General features: G+C 67.0%; 16 protein-coding genes. 12 read left to right on the plus strand and 4 right to left on the minus strand.

The features are described 5' to 3' along the window. The first annotated feature begins 81 nt into the window (after positions 1-81). On the plus strand, positions 82-999 hold the full coding sequence (ypfJ, locus tag JNK84_RS09710) for a KPN_02809 family neutral zinc metallopeptidase (RefSeq protein ID WP_293423558.1): 918 nt from the start codon (positions 82-84) through the stop codon (positions 997-999). 154 nt (positions 1,000-1,153) lie between these two features. Here ypfJ and JNK84_RS09715 read toward each other — a convergent pair whose 3' ends face one another. Next, positions 1,154-2,434 (minus strand): flavin-dependent oxidoreductase, encoded by a 1,281-nt coding sequence (locus tag JNK84_RS09715; RefSeq protein ID WP_293423408.1) that lies wholly within the window; start codon positions 2,432-2,434, stop codon positions 1,154-1,156. A 229-nt stretch (positions 2,435-2,663) separates the two neighbouring features. Between JNK84_RS09715 and JNK84_RS09720 the strand changes: the two genes are divergently transcribed. Further along, on the plus strand, positions 2,664-3,581 hold the full coding sequence (locus tag JNK84_RS09720) for a hypothetical protein (protein ID WP_293423410.1): 918 nt from the start codon (positions 2,664-2,666) through the stop codon (positions 3,579-3,581). Positions 3,582-3,587: 6 nt separating this feature from the next. On the opposite strand, the gene JNK84_RS09725 is transcribed toward JNK84_RS09720, so the two are convergent. Beyond that, entirely contained in the window at positions 3,588-4,259 is a 672-nt protein-coding gene (locus tag JNK84_RS09725) for a response regulator (RefSeq protein WP_293423412.1), read from the minus strand. A gap of 355 nt (positions 4,260-4,614) precedes the next feature. Here JNK84_RS09725 and JNK84_RS09730 point away from each other — a divergent pair, with 355 nt between their 5' ends. Then, positions 4,615-5,343, plus strand: a complete 729-nt coding sequence (locus JNK84_RS09730; protein ID WP_293423414.1) for a S1 family peptidase — start codon at positions 4,615-4,617, stop codon at positions 5,341-5,343. A 3-nt stretch (positions 5,344-5,346) separates the two neighbouring features. On the opposite strand, the gene JNK84_RS09735 is transcribed toward JNK84_RS09730, so the two are convergent. Further along, entirely contained in the window at positions 5,347-7,395 is a 2,049-nt protein-coding gene (locus JNK84_RS09735) for a M3 family metallopeptidase (RefSeq protein ID WP_293423416.1), read from the minus strand. A gap of 131 nt (positions 7,396-7,526) precedes the next feature. Next, a complete protein-coding gene (gene hydA / locus JNK84_RS09740) occupies positions 7,527-9,008 on the minus strand; it encodes a dihydropyrimidinase (protein ID WP_293423418.1) in 1,482 nt (493 codons plus the stop codon). 71 nt (positions 9,009-9,079) lie between these two features. On the opposite strand from hydA, the gene JNK84_RS09745 reads away from it, so the two are divergent. The 9 genes from JNK84_RS09745 (at position 9,080) to JNK84_RS09785 (ending at position 16,956) form a co-directional block, all read left to right on the plus strand. Then, entirely contained in the window at positions 9,080-9,739 is a 660-nt protein-coding gene (locus JNK84_RS09745) for an aspartate/glutamate racemase family protein (protein ID WP_293423420.1), read from the plus strand. Positions 9,740-9,954: 215 nt separating this feature from the next. Then, on the plus strand, positions 9,955-10,512 hold the full coding sequence (locus JNK84_RS09750) for a glyoxalase superfamily protein (protein ID WP_293423422.1): 558 nt from the start codon (positions 9,955-9,957) through the stop codon (positions 10,510-10,512). Between the two features lie 89 nt (positions 10,513-10,601). After that, on the plus strand, positions 10,602-11,702 hold the full coding sequence (locus JNK84_RS09755) for a microcin C ABC transporter permease YejB (protein WP_293423424.1): 1,101 nt from the start codon (positions 10,602-10,604) through the stop codon (positions 11,700-11,702). Positions 11,703-11,705: 3 nt separating this feature from the next. Then, complete coding sequence (locus tag JNK84_RS09760) at positions 11,706-12,875, plus strand: ABC transporter permease (RefSeq protein ID WP_293423426.1); 1,170 nt, start codon at positions 11,706-11,708, stop codon at positions 12,873-12,875. Between the two features lie 39 nt (positions 12,876-12,914). Next, the gene (locus JNK84_RS09765) at positions 12,915-13,142 is read left to right on the plus strand and encodes a hypothetical protein (protein ID WP_293423428.1); all 228 of its coding nucleotides are present in this window, start codon (positions 12,915-12,917) and stop codon (positions 13,140-13,142) included. After that, on the plus strand, positions 13,143-13,598 hold the full coding sequence (locus JNK84_RS09770) for a type II toxin-antitoxin system VapC family toxin (RefSeq protein WP_293423430.1): 456 nt from the start codon (positions 13,143-13,145) through the stop codon (positions 13,596-13,598). Between the two features lie 24 nt (positions 13,599-13,622). Continuing rightward, positions 13,623-15,251 (plus strand): ABC transporter ATP-binding protein, encoded by a 1,629-nt coding sequence (locus JNK84_RS09775; RefSeq protein ID WP_293423432.1) that lies wholly within the window; start codon positions 13,623-13,625, stop codon positions 15,249-15,251. Then, positions 15,248-16,198 carry a 2-hydroxyacid dehydrogenase gene (locus tag JNK84_RS09780; RefSeq protein ID WP_293423434.1) on the plus strand — a complete coding sequence of 317 codons (951 nt, stop codon included), beginning with the start codon at positions 15,248-15,250 and terminating at the stop codon, positions 16,196-16,198. Before JNK84_RS09775 ends, JNK84_RS09780 begins: the two co-directional genes overlap by 4 nt. A gap of 44 nt (positions 16,199-16,242) precedes the next feature. Beyond that, positions 16,243-16,956 (plus strand): DsbA family protein, encoded by a 714-nt coding sequence (locus tag JNK84_RS09785; protein WP_293423436.1) that lies wholly within the window; start codon positions 16,243-16,245, stop codon positions 16,954-16,956. Positions 16,957-17,023 lie beyond the last annotated feature (67 nt).

Below are 17,023 nucleotides of genomic sequence, written 5' to 3' on the forward strand. Positions count from 1 at the left end.
CCGTTAATCGTTGTTTCATCGCGGGAGTTGCACGGTCCCGGCGGCGGCGGCATGATCCGCGCGGCAGACGAGGGAATGGCCATGCGCTGGGAAGACCTGCGACGCTCGGACAATGTCGAGGACCGCCGTGACGGCGGAGGCGGAGGCGGCGGCGGCTCCCTGCCCGGCGGCGCGGCCGGGCTCGGCATCGGCGGCATGATCGTGGTGGGGCTGATCTCCTATCTCACCGGCATCAACCCGGCGATCCTGCTCGGCGGCTATGACGCGGCGACCGGCGGCAGCCAGCGCCGCGTCGAGCAGCAGGCGCCGCAGAGCCGTCCCGGCGAGCGGCCGGCCGACCAGATGGGCGATTTCGTCGCCGCCGTGCTCGGCTCGACGGAGGACGCCTGGCAGAAGATCTTCCAGGAGGCGGGCCGCCGCTACCAGGCGCCGGGCCTCGTCATGTTCCAGCGCGCGACGCGCTCGGGCTGCGGGGCGGCGCAGTCGGCGATGGGGCCGTTCTATTGCCCCAACGACAACAAGGTCTATCTCGACACCTCGTTCTTCGGCGAGATCACCACGCGCTTTCGCGGCTGCTCGGGCGACGAGAACGCCTGCCGCTTCGCCTATGCCTATGTCGTGGCCCACGAGGTCGGCCACCACGTGCAGAACCAGATGGGCGTGCTCCAGCGCGTCCAGCAGGCGCAGCGCGCGTCGGGCGACGAGGCGCAGAGCAACGCGCTTCAGGTGCGGGTCGAGCTGCAGGCGGACTGTTTCGCGGGCGTCTGGGCCTATCACACCCAGCAGCGCTACCGCTTCATCGACGAGAACGACGTGCGCGCGGCGCTGCAGACCGCCGCCGCCATCGGCGACGACATGCTCCAGCGGCGCAGCCAAGGCTATGTCGTGCCTGACAGCTTCACGCACGGCTCCTCGGCGCAGCGTCAGCGCTGGTTCACGACGGGCCTCCGGAGCGGGCAGATCTCGAGCTGCAACACGTTCCAGGCGCGGGAATTGTAGGCTGCGGTTGCGATAGGGCCCTTGCCTATCACGTCATGCCCGGCCTCGTGCCGGGCATCCACGTCCATCTTCATTGTGGTGTTCAAGTCGTGGATGGCCGGGACAAGCCCGGCCATGACGAAGAAGCCGTGCCTCTTCAAGCAGCGCTCAAGCACTACGCCGGCACCCTCGCCCCCGCCGGAATGGTTGGCGGCGCGGCGTTGAGCTGCCCGATGGCGAAGCCGGCGGCGGCCTTGTAGCCGGCCATGAAGCCGGCGCGCTCCTCAGCCGGGATCACGTCGTCGATCGCCTCGAACACGCCGCCGCAGCGCTCGTCCACGAGGTTCAGCAGCCCGAAGGGCCCGGCGCCCCGGTTGCGCAGGACGAGCTGCGAGATGGGCCCGCACAGAGCCGCGTCATAGGCGGCCAGCGCGGCCGGCGTGACGCCATGGGCGACCATGGAGGCGCCCAGCACGCGCGCGTCGACGATGGCCTGGCTCGCGCCATTGGAGCCGGTCGGATACATGGCGTGAGCGGCATCGCCCATGAGCGCCACCGGCCCGTCCACCCAGGTCGGCACGGGATCGCGGTCGATCATCGGGTTCTCGTAGGCCCCATCAGCGCCGCGGATCAGGGCGGGCACGTCCAGCCAGTCCCAGGTCCAGCCGCCGAAATGGTGGATGAAGTCGGCAATGCCGACCTGCCGGAACCAGCCCTGCTGCTTCCAGCCCTCGGCATTGTCGATGGTGACCTCGGCGATCCAGTTGATCATGGCGAGGCCGGTCGCCGGATCGGGGTGGGAAATCGGGTAGAAGACGACGCGCTGGCGGTGAGTGCCGAGCCCGACGAAGGACGCGCCGGAGCGGATCGGCTTCGCCATGGTCGTGCCGCGCCACATGAGCGCGCCGCCCCAGTGAATCGGCGGCTGCGCGGGGTGCATCCGCGCGCGCACCGCCGAATGGATGCCGTCGGCGCCGATCAGGAGGGTGGCGCGGAGTTCCGAGACGGAACCGCCCGCCTCGACCGCAACGACGACCTCGCCACCTTCGATCCGGTAGCCCGTGACGCGGCTGCCGAGACGGACGGAGCCGGCCCCCGCGCGCTCGACCAGCGTGCGATGGAGCAGCATGTGCAACTGGCCGCGATGGACGGAATATTGCGGCCAGCGGTAGCCGGCGAGAAGGCCGCGCGGCTCGGAATAGATGTCGCGGCCGTTGAGGCCGACCAGCGCCCATTCCCGCGCGGGGACGCCGACCCGGTCGAGTTCGGCCTCGCCGATGCCGAGGTCGGCAAGCTCGCGGACGGCATTGGGCTGGAGGTTGATGCCGACGCCGAGCGGGCGCATCTCCTGCGCCGATTCGAGCACGAGGCAGGGCACGCCGATCTGGTGCAGCGTCAGCGCGGTCGCGAGGCCGCCAATGCCGCCGCCGGCGATGATGACAAGGGGAGAGGTCATGCGTCGCGCCCGCCAAGGGAAATGTCAGGGGCGCCACTATGGCGTCAATCGCCCGGCTCGCAAGCCGGCCGGTGCAAACTGACGACCTAGAAAGCGCCGCCTACCCACGTTCTATCCGCATCACTCAAAGCTACTCTGTGTCGAGATCGACAGCACATATCGACTAGCGACGAGGCGCGAGCGTAGTAGCCGCAAGGCTGGTATCCTGTGAACCGAACGGGGGGAGGCAATGACACCTGACGCTTGGCGCGCTGAGTACCAGAAGAATCGCTATCTTCGAGAAACTCATCCGGAACGGCTTGCGGAACGCCTCGACGCCCTGACAACAAATCTTTGGTCAACCGACGCCGCAGGCGATGTCACGCCCCCCCGTCACGCCGCACATAGAGCCAACATCCTGCGCCTGATTCTGCACGTCATCCTAGAGCAGATGGAAAGGGATGGAACTTCCCAGATCGAATTCAACGAGAAAGCGCTGCGAGAGGCTGCAGTTGGCGCCTACGCCCCTCCTGCACTCAAGTCACCATTCGTCGGCCCGCCGTCCTGCTACGCCAAATTTGGAAAACGGCACCACATCCAGAGCTCGTTCGAGCGTGGCATCTTTCGTATCGCGCCTGCGAGCAGCTATGATGACCCCTCACTCAATCCGGCCCAAGCCGACAAAGAGCTAGAACACTTTACAGTAACCCCAAACGAGCAACTTCTCTTTAAGGTTTACGCACTCGATCCACTGGGCGGCGAAGTCGAAACTCCGGTCAAACCATTGGAGCTCTTCCGCTTCATGCAGGTCCCCGATTATTATGTCTGGTGCTGCGCGCTTGGGTACGACGCGCGTCTGTTCCACGAATTCAAGGCAGACGCTGCGCTGGTGGTTCGCGACAAGGGGGTGTTCCGCAAAAGATTGGAAGCTGCTGTATCTGATATTCACCCAAACATCACCATGCTTCACGGCTCGCTTTCATATTACGACCCCTATCAGACAGCACGCTCCCTGTTGAAACCAATATTCAGCAAAAACTTCAAATATCTGTACCAGAACGAATATCGTTTTGCTTGGCGCACATCTCTGGGCACCGATAAGTTGGAACCTTTCAACATCGAGATCGGGCCGATGTCCGATATAGCCGAACTCTACGAAACCACTTAGCTCGCCTCACCCGTTCAGGCTCTGCCCCGGCCAGCCCTCGGCGGCGATCTTGGAGGCGGCGATGACAGCCTGGGTGCGGCTGTCGACACCGAGCTTGGTCAGGATGGCGGAGACGTGAGCCTTCACGGTGGCCTCGGAGACGGTCAGCTCATAGGCGATCTGCTTGTTGAGCAAGCCCTCGGACAGCATCATCAGCACGCGCACCTGCTGGGGGGTGAGACTGGCGAGCCGGGCCGCGAGGCGGGCGCTCTCCGAATCGCCCGAGGCGAGGTCGATGTCGGGCGGGACATAGGTGCCGCCGTCGAGCACGGCCTGGATGGCGGCACGCATGGCCTCGGTGCCGAGCGTCTTGCCGATGAAGCCGGAGGCGCCGAATTCGAAGCAGCGGCGGATCACCTCGGTATCCTCGGTGGCCGAGACGATGACCACCGGCACGCCGGGATGCTGGGCGCGCAGATACATGAGGCCCGAGAAGCCCTTGACGCCGGGCATGGCGAGATCGAGCAGAACGAGATCGATGTCGGGATCGGCGCCGATCAGCTCGGACATCTCGGTGAAGGAGCCGGCCTCGGCGATGGCGAGGCGCGCCGGCAGCCCGGAGACCGCCTCGCGCAGCGCGCCGCGAAAGAGGGGGTGATCGTCGGCAATGACGATCCTGAAGGATGCGGTCGTGTCCAAGTCTCTGCCCCTGACGTTTCCCCTCCGGCTCTTGGCTGTCGATTCCTGCAGGCCGGTTGGCCGAATTGTCCCCGCTTGGCGCGAACAAGACAAGTGCGCACAAGAGATTAGACGCAAACCGGCAGGAACGGCCGGGTTCCCACCGCATCGGCAGGAATGTCACGCTGCCCGCGCGATGGAACCGGAGCCCCGGCCCGGCGATTGACAGTGGGAGGCGGCAGGGTTCTGCTAGCCCTTGTCCGGGCCGCTGGGGCCTCATGACTCGCTTTCTCAAGGCTCCTCCGTGGCGCGACAGGCTCTTCTCCCCCTGGCACTGGCCCTCCTGATCGGCGGAGCGGGAAGCGCTGGAGCCGTGATGCGCGGCGAGCCCGCGCGCGACCCGAACGGAACGCGCCGCTCCACCGTCCTCATCGAGACGCCCGAGGGCATCTGCACCGGCGCCATTGTCGGACCGGATCTCGTCCTGACCGCCGCGCACTGCGTCTCGGCGCGCGGACGTTACCGCGTCCGCTATCTCGACCGCTCGTTCCGGCGGGTGAACGTCGCGGTGGCGCGCACGGCCGCCCATCCCGGCTTCGACCCCGCCCATGGCTTCGCCTCCGACGATGTCGGCCTGATCCAGATCGCCCGACCGTTCGGCTCGGATGCGCGGCCTGCCACCCTGCCCTCCGCCGGCTGGGGCGTCTCGTGGTTCAGCGGCGGCGCGACCGGCGAGGAGCTGATCATTGCCGGCTTCGGATCGACGGAACGCTCCCGCGCCCGCGACGGCGTGCTGCGCGAGACGCTGATGCGAACGTCGGAGCCGAGCGTGCCCGGCCGCGGCTTCGCCGGCCTGACCGGCGGCGAGGGCCAGAACCGCACCGGCATGTGCGTCGGCGATTCCGGCGGGCCGGTCTATCGCCGCGAGGGCCGCAGCTTCACCGTCATCGGCATCCTCAAGGGCGGCACCACCGATCCCGGCCGCGAATGCACCTCGACGCCGATCTTCGTTCCCGTCCGCGACTATGTCGGCTGGCTGCGCCAGACGGCCGCCAGCTGGAACTCGACCATCGGCGTCACCGGCGCGGTGGAGATGCGGCAGTAAAGATCAGGCCGCGTCCGCCAGCCCCCGCTTGACCAGCAGCGCCTCCGGATCGGGCTCCCGGCCACGGAAGGCGACATAGGCTTCCAGCGGGTCGCGCGTGTTGCCGGCCGAATAGACGTAGAGGCCGAGCCGCTCGGCAAGCTTCGGGTCGAAGACGTCGCCGGCCTGTTCGAAGGCGGCGAAGCCGTCGGCATCCAGCACCTCCGACCACATGTAGCTGTAATAGCCGGCGGAATAGCCGTCGCCCGAGAAGATGTGGGCGAAATGCGGTGTGCGGTGGCGCATGACCATGCCCTCGGGCATGCCGATGCGGGCGAGTTCCGCTTTCTCGAAGGCGACGGGATCGATGCCCTCGGCGCTTTCCAGCGAGTGGAAGGCCATATCGACCAGCGCCGACGACGTGTACTCGACGGTCGCATAGCCCTGATTGAAGGTGCGCGCGGCGATCAGCCGGTCGATCAGCTCCTTCGGCATGGGCGCGCCGGTCTCGGCGTGAACGGCATAGGCGCCGAGGATTTCCGGGCGTTCCAGCCAGTGCTCGTAGAGCTGCGAGGGGAACTCGACGAAATCGCGCGCGACCGAGGTGCCCGAGAGCAGCGGATAGGTCACGTCGGACAGGAGGCCGTGCAGGCCGTGGCCGAATTCGTGGAACAGGGTGCGGGCATCGTCGAAGGAGAGCAGCGCCGGCTTGCCCTCGGCGGGCTTGGCGAAATTCATGACGTTGACGATGATCGGCAGCACGTTGCCGGACAGCTTTTCCTGGCTGCGGAAGGCGCTCATCCAGGCGCCAGAGCGCTTGGTGGTGCGGGCGAAATAGTCGCCGAGGAACAGGCCGAGGCTCTCGCCGCCACGGACCATCTCGAAGGCGCGGACATCGGGGTGATAGACCGGCACGTCCGCTCGCGGGCGGAACTCGACGCCGAACAGGCGGCGGGCCACCTCGAACGAGGCCTCGATGATCCGGTCGAGCTGGAAATAGGGCTTCAGCGCGGCTTCATCGAGAGAATGGCGCTGCTGGCGCAGCTTCTCGGCATAGAAGCGGTAATCCCACGGTTCGATCGCATCGTTCATGCCCTCGGCGCGGGCGATCTCGGCGAGATCGGCGCGCTCCCTGGCGGCGCGGATGACCGCCTTGCCCCAGACGCGATCAAGCAGCGAGCGGACCGATTCCGGCGTCTTGGCCATGGTCTCGTCGAGCTTGAAGGCGGCGAAGGTCGGATATCCCAGCAGGTTCGCCCGCTCGATGCGCAATTTCACGGTCTCGGCGACGATCGCGGTATTGTCGGTCTCGCCACCCATCTCGCCGCGCTTCACCCATGCCCTGAACACGGTCTCGCGCAGGTCGCGGCGCGGAGAAAGCGTCAGGAACGGCTCGACCATGGAGCGGCCGAGCGTCATCACGTAGCCGTCCTTGCCGCGATCCTTGGCGGCCTGCGCCAGCGCCGATTTCAGGAAGTCCGGCAGGCCGGCGAGATCGGCCTCGGACAGAGCGAGCGTCCACGTGGACTCGTCCTTCAGCACGTTCTGCGAGAAGGATGTGCCGAGCACGGCGAGGCGCTCGGTGACCGCGCGCATCCGCTCCTTCGCGGTCTCGTCGAGCGCCGCGCCACCGCGCACGAAGTTCTTGTAGGTCTTCTCCAGCACGCGGACCTGTTCGGGCGTCAGATGCAGGTGGTCGCGCCGTTCGTGCAATGCCCGGATGCGCGCGAAGAGGCGGGGATCGAGCGCGATGGCGTTGGAATGCTGCGCGAGGACCGGCGCGATGTCGCGCTGGATCGCCTGAATGGCATCGGTCGCGTCCGAGCCCGCGAGGTTGAAGAACACGCCGCAGACGCGGTCGAGCGCGTGGCCGCCGGTCTCAAGAGCATCGATCGTGTTGGCGAAGGTCGGCGCATCCGGGTTGGTGGCGATGACCTCGACCTCGGCGCGATGCTCGGCCAGCGCCCGGTCGAAGGCGGGGCGATAGTCGTCGATGGCGATCTCCGGGAAGGGCGCGATCCCGAACGGCGTGGCCCAGGGGCGGAAGAAGGGGTTTTCGGTGCTGTCGGTCATGGGGCCAATGTGGAGGCCCAAGGCGACGGGCTCAAGACCGGTCGGCTGATATGCTGATCCGAATGTGAAACGCGTCGTTCATCGTCATGCCCGGCACAAGGCGGGGCATGACGGATTAGCGCGGCGTCATGTCACAAAATCTTCGCGCCGAAATTGGTCTTCGGGTCCATGTCGGCGGTGAGGCGACCGGTCGGCTCGGCGGCCCAGCCGCCAGTGCGCTTCAGCCAGCGGCCCGATCCGGCCTTGGCGACGAGGTTGCCGTTCGCCACGACCTCAGCGCCACGCCTGACCACCGTGACCGGCCAGCCGGTGACCGTTGTCCCGGCGAAGGGCGTGAAGCCCGTCAAGTCGTGCATACCTTCGTCGGTGATCGTCACCTTCCTGTTCGGGTCCCAGATGGCGATGTCGGCGTCGAATCCCGGCGCGATCTGGCCCTTTTTCGGCAGGTTGTAGATCTGCGCCGGCTGGGTCGCGGTCAGGTTGACGAAGGCTTCGAGGCCGCGGCCGTCGAATTCGGGACGGCCCTTCGAGACCATGGCGTCGAACATCAGCGGCAGGCGCACTTCGAGGCCCGGCAGGCCGTTGGCGATCTGCTTGAAATTGGCGTTCGGGCCGGCCGAGAGCTTGCCGGTCTCGTCGAAGCGGTAGGGCGCGTGGTCGGAAGTGACCGTCTGGAGGTCGCCCAGCGCCAGCGCGCGCCACAGCGCTTCCTGGTCGGCGGCCTCGCGCGGCGGCGGCGAGCACATCCATTTCGCGCCTTCCATGCCGGGCTTGTCGAGGTCGTGCTTGGTCATGAACAGATATTGCGGGCAGGTCTCGGCGAAGACCTTCAACCCCTGCGCCCGCGCGTCGCGGATGACCTGCGCTCCCTCGGCGGTGGAGACGTGGAAGATCATGATCGGCTGGTCGATCAGCGCCGAGAGGGCGATGAGGCGGGTGAAGGCCTCGGCCTCGGAGCCCCGGGGATGGCTGATCGCGTGGTATTTCGGCGCGACGTAACCCTTCTTCACGAGGCGCTTGCCCATCCACGAGATCATGCCGTGGTTCTCGGCATGGACGCAGACCAGCGCGCGGTTCTCGCGGGCGGTGAGCAGCACGTCGAGCAGCGGCTCGTCGTCCACTTTGATGAGGTCGTAGGTCATGAAGACCTTGATCGAGGCATGGCCCTCCTTGATGAGGGCCGGCAAATCCGTCTCGATGGTCTTCTGATCGGGATTGGCAACGATCATGTGGAAGGCGTAGTCGATCAGCGCGCCACGGTCGGCGAGCCGGGCGTGGTCGTCGACGACCTTCCTGAGGTCGAGCCCGCGATGCTGGGCGGCGAAGGAGACGACCGTCGTGTTGCCGCCGAAGGCCGCCGAGGTGGTCGCGCTCTCGAACGTGTCGGCGTTGAGAAGGCCGCCGGCCGAGACCTGCTCGATATGGGTGTGGGTGTCGATGCCGCCGGGCAGGACCAGCTTGCCCGTGGCGTCGATCTCGCGGGCACCCGCGGGGAGGCCCTGCCCGATGGCGACGATGGTTTCGCCCTTCACGGCGACATCGGCGGAAAAGCTGCCGCCCGCCGTGCCGACGGTGCCGCCGCGGATGACGAGATCATAGGGCGAGGCTGACATGTGCGTCTCCGGCTGGACGGGGGTCTTGAAGGCGCGGACAATAGACACACACCAGCTTCGGGCGGAATTCCATGTCGCGCAGACCTCGTATCCTCGTCATCAACCCGAACTCCAACGAGGCCGTCACCGAGGGCCTCCGCCAGGCCGTGAAGCCGCTGACCTATGCGGAGGGGCCGGAGATCGTCTGCGAGACGCTGGCCGAGGGGCCGTTCGGCATCGAGACGCAGGAGCACGTCGAAAGCGTGGCGATCCCGCTGCGCCGCAGGGTCGAGGCGAACAACGAGGCCGACGCCTTCGTCATCGCCTGCTATTCCGATCCCGGCCTGCATGTGGCGCGCGAGGGCACGTCGCGGCCGGTGTTCGGCATCGCCGAATCCGGCGTGCTGACGGCGCTGGCGCGCGCCGAGCGCTTCGGCGTCATCGCGATCAAGTCGCGGTCGATCCCGCGCCATATCCGCTATCTCCGCCAGATGGGGCTGATGGACCGCCTCGCCGGCGAACGCGCGCTGGAAATGTCGGTGGCCGAGAGCGCCTCCGGCGAGGGAACACTGGGACGGATGATCGAGGTCGGCCGCCAGCTCAAGGAACTGGACGGCGCCGGCGCCATCGTCATGGGCTGCGCCGGCATGGCGCGCCACCGGAAGCCACTGGAGGAGGCGCTCGGCATTCCGGTGATCGACCCGACGCAGGCGGCGGTGACCATGGCCATCGGCACGATCGCGGTGGGCTGAGACGGGTAGTGCCCACGGGGCTTGAACGCCTCGGCGGCCAGCCATAGTGTCGCGCCCGGCTGATACGGCCTGCCGCCCGCGCCTTCTCCGGAAGGTCCGGTGAACGTATCGACACACAAGCGCTCATCACCGATCCCGATCATGGACAGGCGACAGCGTCAGCAATGCGGGCCCTGATCGAGAAGTTCGCCTGAACCGACGAAGGATCGGCGCCCATGCGCTCGTTTCACAATGCCAAGACCATGGCCAAGACCCTGCGTGAGGAACTGGCGGCCCAGTCCCTCGACATCAGCCATAGCCAGGCCCTTGAACTCACCGCCCACATGTTCGGGTTTGCCGACTGGAACACCTATGCGGCTGTCATCGCCGCCGAGGAGGCCGAGACCGAGGCGGCAAGGACATCCGGCCTCAAGTTCAAGCCGGCCATTCCGATCATCCGCTTCTTCGACGAGGCCAAGGCGCGCGAGTTCTATCTCGGCTTCCTCGGCTTCGCGGTGGACTGGGAGCACCGCTTCCACCCCGGCGCGCCGCTCTACATGCAGCTTTCGCGCGGCGACCTGCTGATCCACCTGTCCGAGCATCACGGCGACGCCAGCCCCGGCGCGAACTGCTTCTGCCGGATGGAGGGAATCGAGGCCTTTCACGCCGAGCTCCTGGCCAAGAACTACCGCAGCAACCGACCGGGCCTCGAGAAGGCCGACTGGGGGCTGGAGGTGACGGTCAACGACCCGTTCGGCAACCGCATCCGCTTCTGCGAGCAGCGGCACAACTGAGCGGACGGCGGCGGGGACTACCCCGCCGTCATTCCGCCGGCGCGCCCGCCTATTGACGCGGGAGTCGCGGCACCCGAACGTGGGCCACCATGCTCAGCTATATCATCCGGCGCATCCTGCTGATGGTGCCGACCATTCTCGGCATCATGCTGATCTCGTTCCTGGTGGTGCAGTTCGCGCCGGGCGGGCCCGTCGAGCGCGTCATCGCCCAGCTCACCGGCAACGACGTCTCGGCGACGCAGCGCGTCTCGGGCGGCGGGGCCGATTCGGCGGCGACCGCCGCGGCGGCGGGCGAGGTCGGCGCCACCGGCTATCGCGGCGCGCAGGGGCTGGATCCGCAGTTCATCGCCCAGCTCGAAAAACAGTTCGGCTTCGACAAGCCAGCGCATGAGCGCTTCCTCATGATGATCTGGAACTATGCGCGGTTCGATTTCGGCAAGAGCTATTTCCGCGACGTTTCGGTGATCCAACTGATCAAGGAGAAGCTGCCGGTCTCGATCTCGCTGGGCCTCTGGCTGACGCTGCTGACCTATGTGATCTCGATCCCGCTCGGCATCGCCAAGGCCATGCGCGACGGCTCGCGCTTCGACGTCTGGACCTCGGGGATCATCATCATCGGCTATGCGGTGCCGGGATTCCTGTTCGCGATCCTGCTGATCGTCGTCTTTGCCGGCGGCTCCTTCCTCGACTGGTTCCCACTGCGCGGCCTGTGGTCGGACAACTGGGCGCAGATGAACCTGTGGCAAAAGGCCGTCGATTACGCCTGGCACCTGACGCTGCCGCTGACCGCCATGGCGCTCGGCGCTTTCGCCACCATGACGCTCCTGACCAAGAACTCGTTCCTCGAGGAAGTCCGCAAGCAATATGTCATGACCGCGCGGGCCAAGGGCCTCGACGAGCGCGGCGTGCTCTACGGCCACGTCTTCCGCAATGCCATGCTGATCGTCATCGCCGGCTTTCCCGGCGCCTTCGTCCATGCCTTCTTCACGGGATCGCTGCTGATCGAGACGATCTTCTCGCTGGACGGGCTGGGGCTGCTCGGCTTCGAGAGCGTCCTGAACCGCGACTATCCCGTGGTGTTCGCGACGCTGTTCATCTTCTCCCTCGTCGGGCTGGTCGTGAACCTCATCTCGGACCTCATGTACACCTGGGTCGATCCGCGCATCGACTTCGAGGCACGGGAGGTCTGAGCGATGGATGCGACCACCGCCCGCCTTGCCGACGCGCCCGCCGCAAGGCGCCCTCGCCTCTCGCCGCTCAACCAGCGCCGCTGGGCCAATTTCAAGGCCAACCGGCGCGGTGCCTGGAGCCTTTGGATCTTCCTCGTCCTGTTCGTCGTGACGCTGTTCGCGGAGGTGCTGGTCAACGACCGGCCGCTGTTCGTCCGGCTCGACGGGCAGAATTTCTACCCCGTGCTGTTCAACTATTCGGAGAAGCAGCTGGGCGGCGAGTTCGAGACGCCCGCCGACTACAAGGACGCCTTCCTGCTCGACCATTTCGACGAGCGGAAGGCGACCGTTCTCTGGCCGCCGATCCGCTACAATTCGTCGGCGACGGTGAAGGACCCGCTAACGCCCTTCCCTTCCGCGCCGACATGGATGCAACGCGACAAACTGCCGGACTGCGCGGCGGCCGAGGCGATGCCCAGGGGACAGCGGCCGCAGGGGGCGAGCTATTGCGCGCTCGGCAACTGGAACTGGCTCGGCACCGACGATCAGGGCCGCGACGTGGTGGCGCGCATCGTCTACGGCTTCCGCATCTCGGTTCTTTTCGGCCTGGCGCTGACGCTGGTATCCTCGGTCATCGGCGTCGCCGCAGGCGCGGTGCAGGGCTATTTCGGCGGCTGGACCGATCTCCTGTTCCAGCGCTTCATCGAGATCTGGACGGCGATCCCCTCGCTCTATCTGCTGCTCATCATTTCGTCGGTGCTGATCCCCTCGTTCTTCGTGCTGCTCGGCATCCTGCTCTTGTTCTCGTGGGTGTCGCTGGTTCATGTCGTGCGGGCGGAATTCCTGCGCGCCCGCAACTTCGAATATGTCAACGCGGCCCGCGCGCTCGGCGTCGCGGCGCCGACCATCATGACGCGGCACCTGCTACCGAACGCCATGGTCGCGACCATCACCTTCATGCCCTTCGTGCTGTCCGGCTCGGTGATGACGCTGACGGCGCTGGATTTCCTCGGCTTCGGCCTGCCGGTCGGCTCGCCGTCGCTCGGCGAACTGCTGCAACAGGGCAAGTCGAACCTGCAGGCGCCGTGGCTGGCTCTGACCGGCTTCTGCACGGTGGCGCTGATGCTGTCGCTGCTGATTTTCGTGGGCGAGGCCGTGCGCGACGCGTTCGATCCACGCAAGACGTTCGCGTAATGCGGGGATTTGTGCACGAGGCTGTGGTACGATCGGCCCATGAACGAGGTCGTGCGCAAGATCGTCTCTGTTGCCGACCTTCCCGAAAATCTGCGGGAAGGACTCGACCCCGCGCGGCCCGTGGAGATCGTGCAGGAAGCGTCCGGTCATCCCACGGCCTCGCAACGGCTGCGGCGGATGACCGAGGGGCTGCCCTTCCGGCGTCTCGAAAGCGGCGAGGAGGCCGTGGAGCGGGTGCGCCGCATTCGCGACGGCGGTCCGATCTGAATGGCGCCGAGGCTCTATCTCGACGCCAATTTCTTCATTCGGCTGGTGGAGAGTTCGCGCGGCCAGAACGATCGGCACGAGCGGCTCTGGGACATCATCGAATCCGGGCGCCTCGAAGCCCTGACCAGCTGGCTGAGCTGGAGCGAGGTGCTCGTCGTGCCGATCCGCAACGGCGACGGCGATCTGGTGGCCGTTTACGAACGACTCTTCACCGGCGAGACCGCACCGCTTCTGTGCAGGGACATCGACAGGCCAGTTCTCCGCGAGGCTGCGTCGCTCCGGGCGCGCTTCCCGGCGCTGAAATCTCCGGATGCGATCCACATCGCGACCGCCGGGGGGCACGGTTGCGACTGGTTCGTCAGCGCCGATACCCGGCTGCAGGGCATCAAGGGGCTCAACTGTCTCAACCCGGACCGCCCGAGCGAGATCGACCGCTTCCTTGCGGCGCTGCCGTGACGACATTGCCATGATGCCGGTGCGATGACCGAAGCCCCTCTCCTCTCCGTTCAGGACCTCTCCGTCGCCTTCAGGCAGGGCGGCAGGGACAGTCTCGCGGTCGACCGCATCTCCTTCGATGTCAGACGCGGCGAGACGGTCGCGCTGGTCGGCGAATCCGGGTCGGGCAAGTCGGTCTCGGCCCTGTCGGTGATGAAGCTGCTGCCCTATCCGGCCGCCTCGCACCCTTCGGGCCGCATCCTGTTCAAGGGCACCGACCTGATCACGGCTGACGGCGCCGCGATGCGGGCCGTGCGCGGCAACGACATCACCATCGTCTTCCAGGAGCCGATGACCTCGCTCAACCCGCTTCATACGGTCGGCAAGCAGGTCGCGGAGACGCTGGTCCTGCACCGGGGCCTGAGCGAACAGGCCGCGCGGGCGCGGGCGGTGGAGCTGCTTGGCAAGGTCGGTATCCCCGACCCCGAGCAAAGGCTCGACAGCTATCCGCACCAGCTTTCCGGCGGCCAGCGCCAGCGCGTCATGATCGCCATGGCGCTGGCGAATGAGCCGGACCTGCTCATCGCCGACGAGCCGACGACGGCGCTGGACGTGACGGTGCAGGCGCAGATCCTCGCGCTGCTCAAGGATCTCCAGCGCGAGAGCGGCATGGCGATCCTGTTCATCACCCACGATCTCGGCATTGTCAGGAAGCTGGCGGACCGGGTCTGCGTCATGCGCCACGGCAAGATCGTCGAGCAGGGGCCGGTCGGCGACATTTTCGAGCGGCCGCAGCATCCCTACACGATCGAGCTGATGGCCGCCGAGCCGAAGCCCATGGCGCGCGCCCTGCGGGACGATGCGAAGACCGTGATGCAGGCCGACGACCTGAAAGTCTGGTTTCCGGTGAAGCGCGGCCTGCTGCGCCGCACGGTCGGGCACGTCAAGGCGGTGGACGGCATCTCCGTCTCCGTGCGCGAGGGCCATACGCTCGGCATCGTCGGAGAGTCCGGTTCGGGCAAGACGACGCTCGGCCTCGCCCTGCTCAGGCTCATTTCCTCGCAGGGCCCGATCGTGTTCATGGGCCGGCCGATCCAGGGCCTCGGCTTCAAGGCGATGCGGCCGAACCGGCGGTTCATGCAGGTGGTGTTCCAGGACCCCTACGGCTCGCTGTCGCCGCGCATGTCGGTGGCCGAGATCGTCGCCGAGGGGCTGGCGATCCACCACCCCAAGCTCGGCGAGGACGAGCGCGACGCGCGCGTCGTCAAGGCGTTGCAGGAGGTCGGCCTCGACCCCGCGACGCGCCATCGCTACCCGCACGAATTCTCCGGCGGCCAGCGCCAGCGCATCGCCATTGCGCGCGCCATGGTGCTGGAACCGAGCTTCGTGCTGCTGGACGAGCCGACCTCGGCGCTCGACCGCATCGTGCAGGCGCAGATCGTCGACCTGCTGCGCGAGCTTCAGGCGCAGCGGGGCCTCACCTACCTGTTCATCTCCCACGACCTGAAAGTGGTTTCGGCGCTCGCCGACGACATCATCGTCATGCGTAACGGCAAGGTGGTGGAGAGCGGTGCGGCGGAGCGGGTTTTCAAGGCCCCGGAGAACGACTACACGAAGGCCCTGTTCGCCGCCGCCTTCGACCTCGACACCGTGACCGGAAGAACCGCCTCGTGAATACGCTCCTGCTCGGCATCGGCGCCTGGGACCCGGAACCCTGGCGCGCCCGCTTCAAGGCCGTTCTGCCGGACTGGGACATCGTGCTGCATACCGAGCCCTTCGACCGCCGCGCGATCCACTACGCCGCGGCGTGGAAGCAGCCGGAGGGCACCTTTGCCGGCCTGCCGGACCTTGAGGCGATCTTCTCGCTTGGCGCGGGCGTCGATCATCTGTTCAAGGACACGCGCCTGCCCGAGGGCGTGCCCGTGGTGCGCGTGGTCGATCCCGACCTCACCACCCGCATGTCCGAATATGTCGTGATGCACTGCCTGATGGCGTTGCGGCGCGTGCGCACCTATGACGGCTTCCAGCGCGAGAGGAAGTGGATCGACCTGCGCGACCAGCCGCAGGCGAGCGACGTGCAGGTCGGCCTGCTCGGCATGGGCGTGCTGGGTCAGGACGCCGCGATGAAGCTCCGCACCATGGGCTTCCGCGTCGCGGGCTGGAGCCGCCGGCCGAAGGACGTGGAAGGCGTCGCCATGCATCACGGCGACGAGGGGCTGAACGCTGTGGTCGCCTCCTCCGACATTCTCGTGGCGATGATGCCGCTGACGCCCGACACGACCGGCATCCTCGACGCCAAGCTGTTCGCCAGGATGCCGAAGGCCGAGGCGATCGGCGGCCCGGTGCTGATCAATGTCGGCCGGGGCGGATTGCAGGTCGAGACCGACATTCTCGCGGCGCTCGACGCCGGCACGCTGGGCGCGGCCGTGCTCGACGTGTTCGAGACGGAGCCGCTGCCGGAGGCGAGCCCGCTCTGGCTGCACCCGAAGGTGACGGCGACGCCGCACAATTCGGCGATCTCCTCGCCGCCGGCCATCGCGGCCTATGTGGCCGGCCAGATCAGGGCGCACATGGCTGGCAACGCGCTGACCAACGTGGTCGATCCCAAGCACGGCTATTGAGGGCGTCACGCAGGCGTGACTTTCCTGGCCAGGCCGCCTTGGCCATGGTGCGCCCCCTGAATTACCCGGTGACGCCGATGCCCATCACCCGCCGCCCGCTGCTCGCGGCCCCGCTCATCCTCGCCGCGCCCTCGCTGGCGCGGGCGCAAGGGTCGTGGTTCCCGATCCGCGGCGCGGACGGGCGCGAGGTGCAGAACCATCGCGTGCCGATCGAGCTGGAAACCGAGTTTTCCGAACTCGACAATGCCTTCACCATCGGCTCGCCCGATGCCGATGTGACGCTGATCGAGATCTACGATTCGAACTGCGGCTATTGCCGCCGCGCGGCTCAGGACGTGAAGGCCATGGTGGCGGCCGATCCCGATCTTGCCGTCACCTTCATCAACGCACCGAGCCTCGGACTGCCCTCGGTGCAGGCGGCGCGGGTGGAATATGCGGTGAAGCTGGTCGGCGGCGCCGACAAGGTGCTCGCCTTCCACGAGGCGTCCATGGCCGCGCGTGGCGTGTTCGACGGGCTGCGGGCGCTGGAAACGGCGAAGGCCATCGGCCTCGACGACAACCAGATCGAGGATGTCGCGGACAAGCCGGAGACCGGGCAGGTGCTGGTGCAGGCGACCCGCCTCGCCAATGCCACCAATCTTGCGGCGACTCCGTCATGGCTGGCGTCGGGCACGGCGATCATCGGCTGGCCCGGCCGGCCGGTGCTGGAGGGCGTGATCAGGTCGATCCGCCAGTGCGACAAGCCGGTGTGCGGGTAGGCGGAAAAAATAGAGCCTCCCGCCGTCATGCCCGGCCTTATGCCGGGCATCCACAAATGTCCTTGGC

The sequence above is a fragment of the Phreatobacter sp. genome (assembly GCF_016793595.1).
Lineage (GTDB): Bacteria > Pseudomonadota > Alphaproteobacteria > Rhizobiales > Phreatobacteraceae > Phreatobacter.

Bases quoted from the DNA above. Each gene is read 5' to 3' on its own strand.
- JNK84_RS09770 (WP_293423430.1), top strand. From the start codon at position 13,143: ATGGCGCCGAGGCTCTATCTCGACGCCAATTTCTTCATTCGGCTGGTG.
- hydA (WP_293423418.1), bottom strand. From the start codon at position 9,008: ATGTCAGCCTCGCCCTATGATCTCGTCATCCGCGGCGGCACCGTCGGC.
- JNK84_RS09760 (WP_293423426.1), top strand. From the start codon at position 11,706: ATGGATGCGACCACCGCCCGCCTTGCCGACGCGCCCGCCGCAAGGCGC.
- JNK84_RS09735 (WP_293423416.1), bottom strand. From the start codon at position 7,395: ATGACCGACAGCACCGAAAACCCCTTCTTCCGCCCCTGGGCCACGCCG.
- JNK84_RS09785 (WP_293423436.1), top strand. From the start codon at position 16,243: ATGGTGCGCCCCCTGAATTACCCGGTGACGCCGATGCCCATCACCCGC.
- JNK84_RS09720 (WP_293423410.1), top strand. From the start codon at position 2,664: ATGACACCTGACGCTTGGCGCGCTGAGTACCAGAAGAATCGCTATCTT.
- JNK84_RS09755 (WP_293423424.1), top strand. From the start codon at position 10,602: ATGCTCAGCTATATCATCCGGCGCATCCTGCTGATGGTGCCGACCATT.
- JNK84_RS09775 (WP_293423432.1), top strand. From the start codon at position 13,623: ATGACCGAAGCCCCTCTCCTCTCCGTTCAGGACCTCTCCGTCGCCTTC.
- JNK84_RS09745 (WP_293423420.1), top strand. From the start codon at position 9,080: ATGTCGCGCAGACCTCGTATCCTCGTCATCAACCCGAACTCCAACGAG.
- JNK84_RS09715 (WP_293423408.1), bottom strand. From the start codon at position 2,434: ATGACCTCTCCCCTTGTCATCATCGCCGGCGGCGGCATTGGCGGCCTC.
- JNK84_RS09730 (WP_293423414.1), top strand. From the start codon at position 4,615: ATGCGCGGCGAGCCCGCGCGCGACCCGAACGGAACGCGCCGCTCCACC.
- JNK84_RS09765 (WP_293423428.1), top strand. From the start codon at position 12,915: ATGAACGAGGTCGTGCGCAAGATCGTCTCTGTTGCCGACCTTCCCGAA.
- JNK84_RS09750 (WP_293423422.1), top strand. From the start codon at position 9,955: ATGCGCTCGTTTCACAATGCCAAGACCATGGCCAAGACCCTGCGTGAG.
- ypfJ (WP_293423558.1), top strand. From the start codon at position 82: ATGCGCTGGGAAGACCTGCGACGCTCGGACAATGTCGAGGACCGCCGT.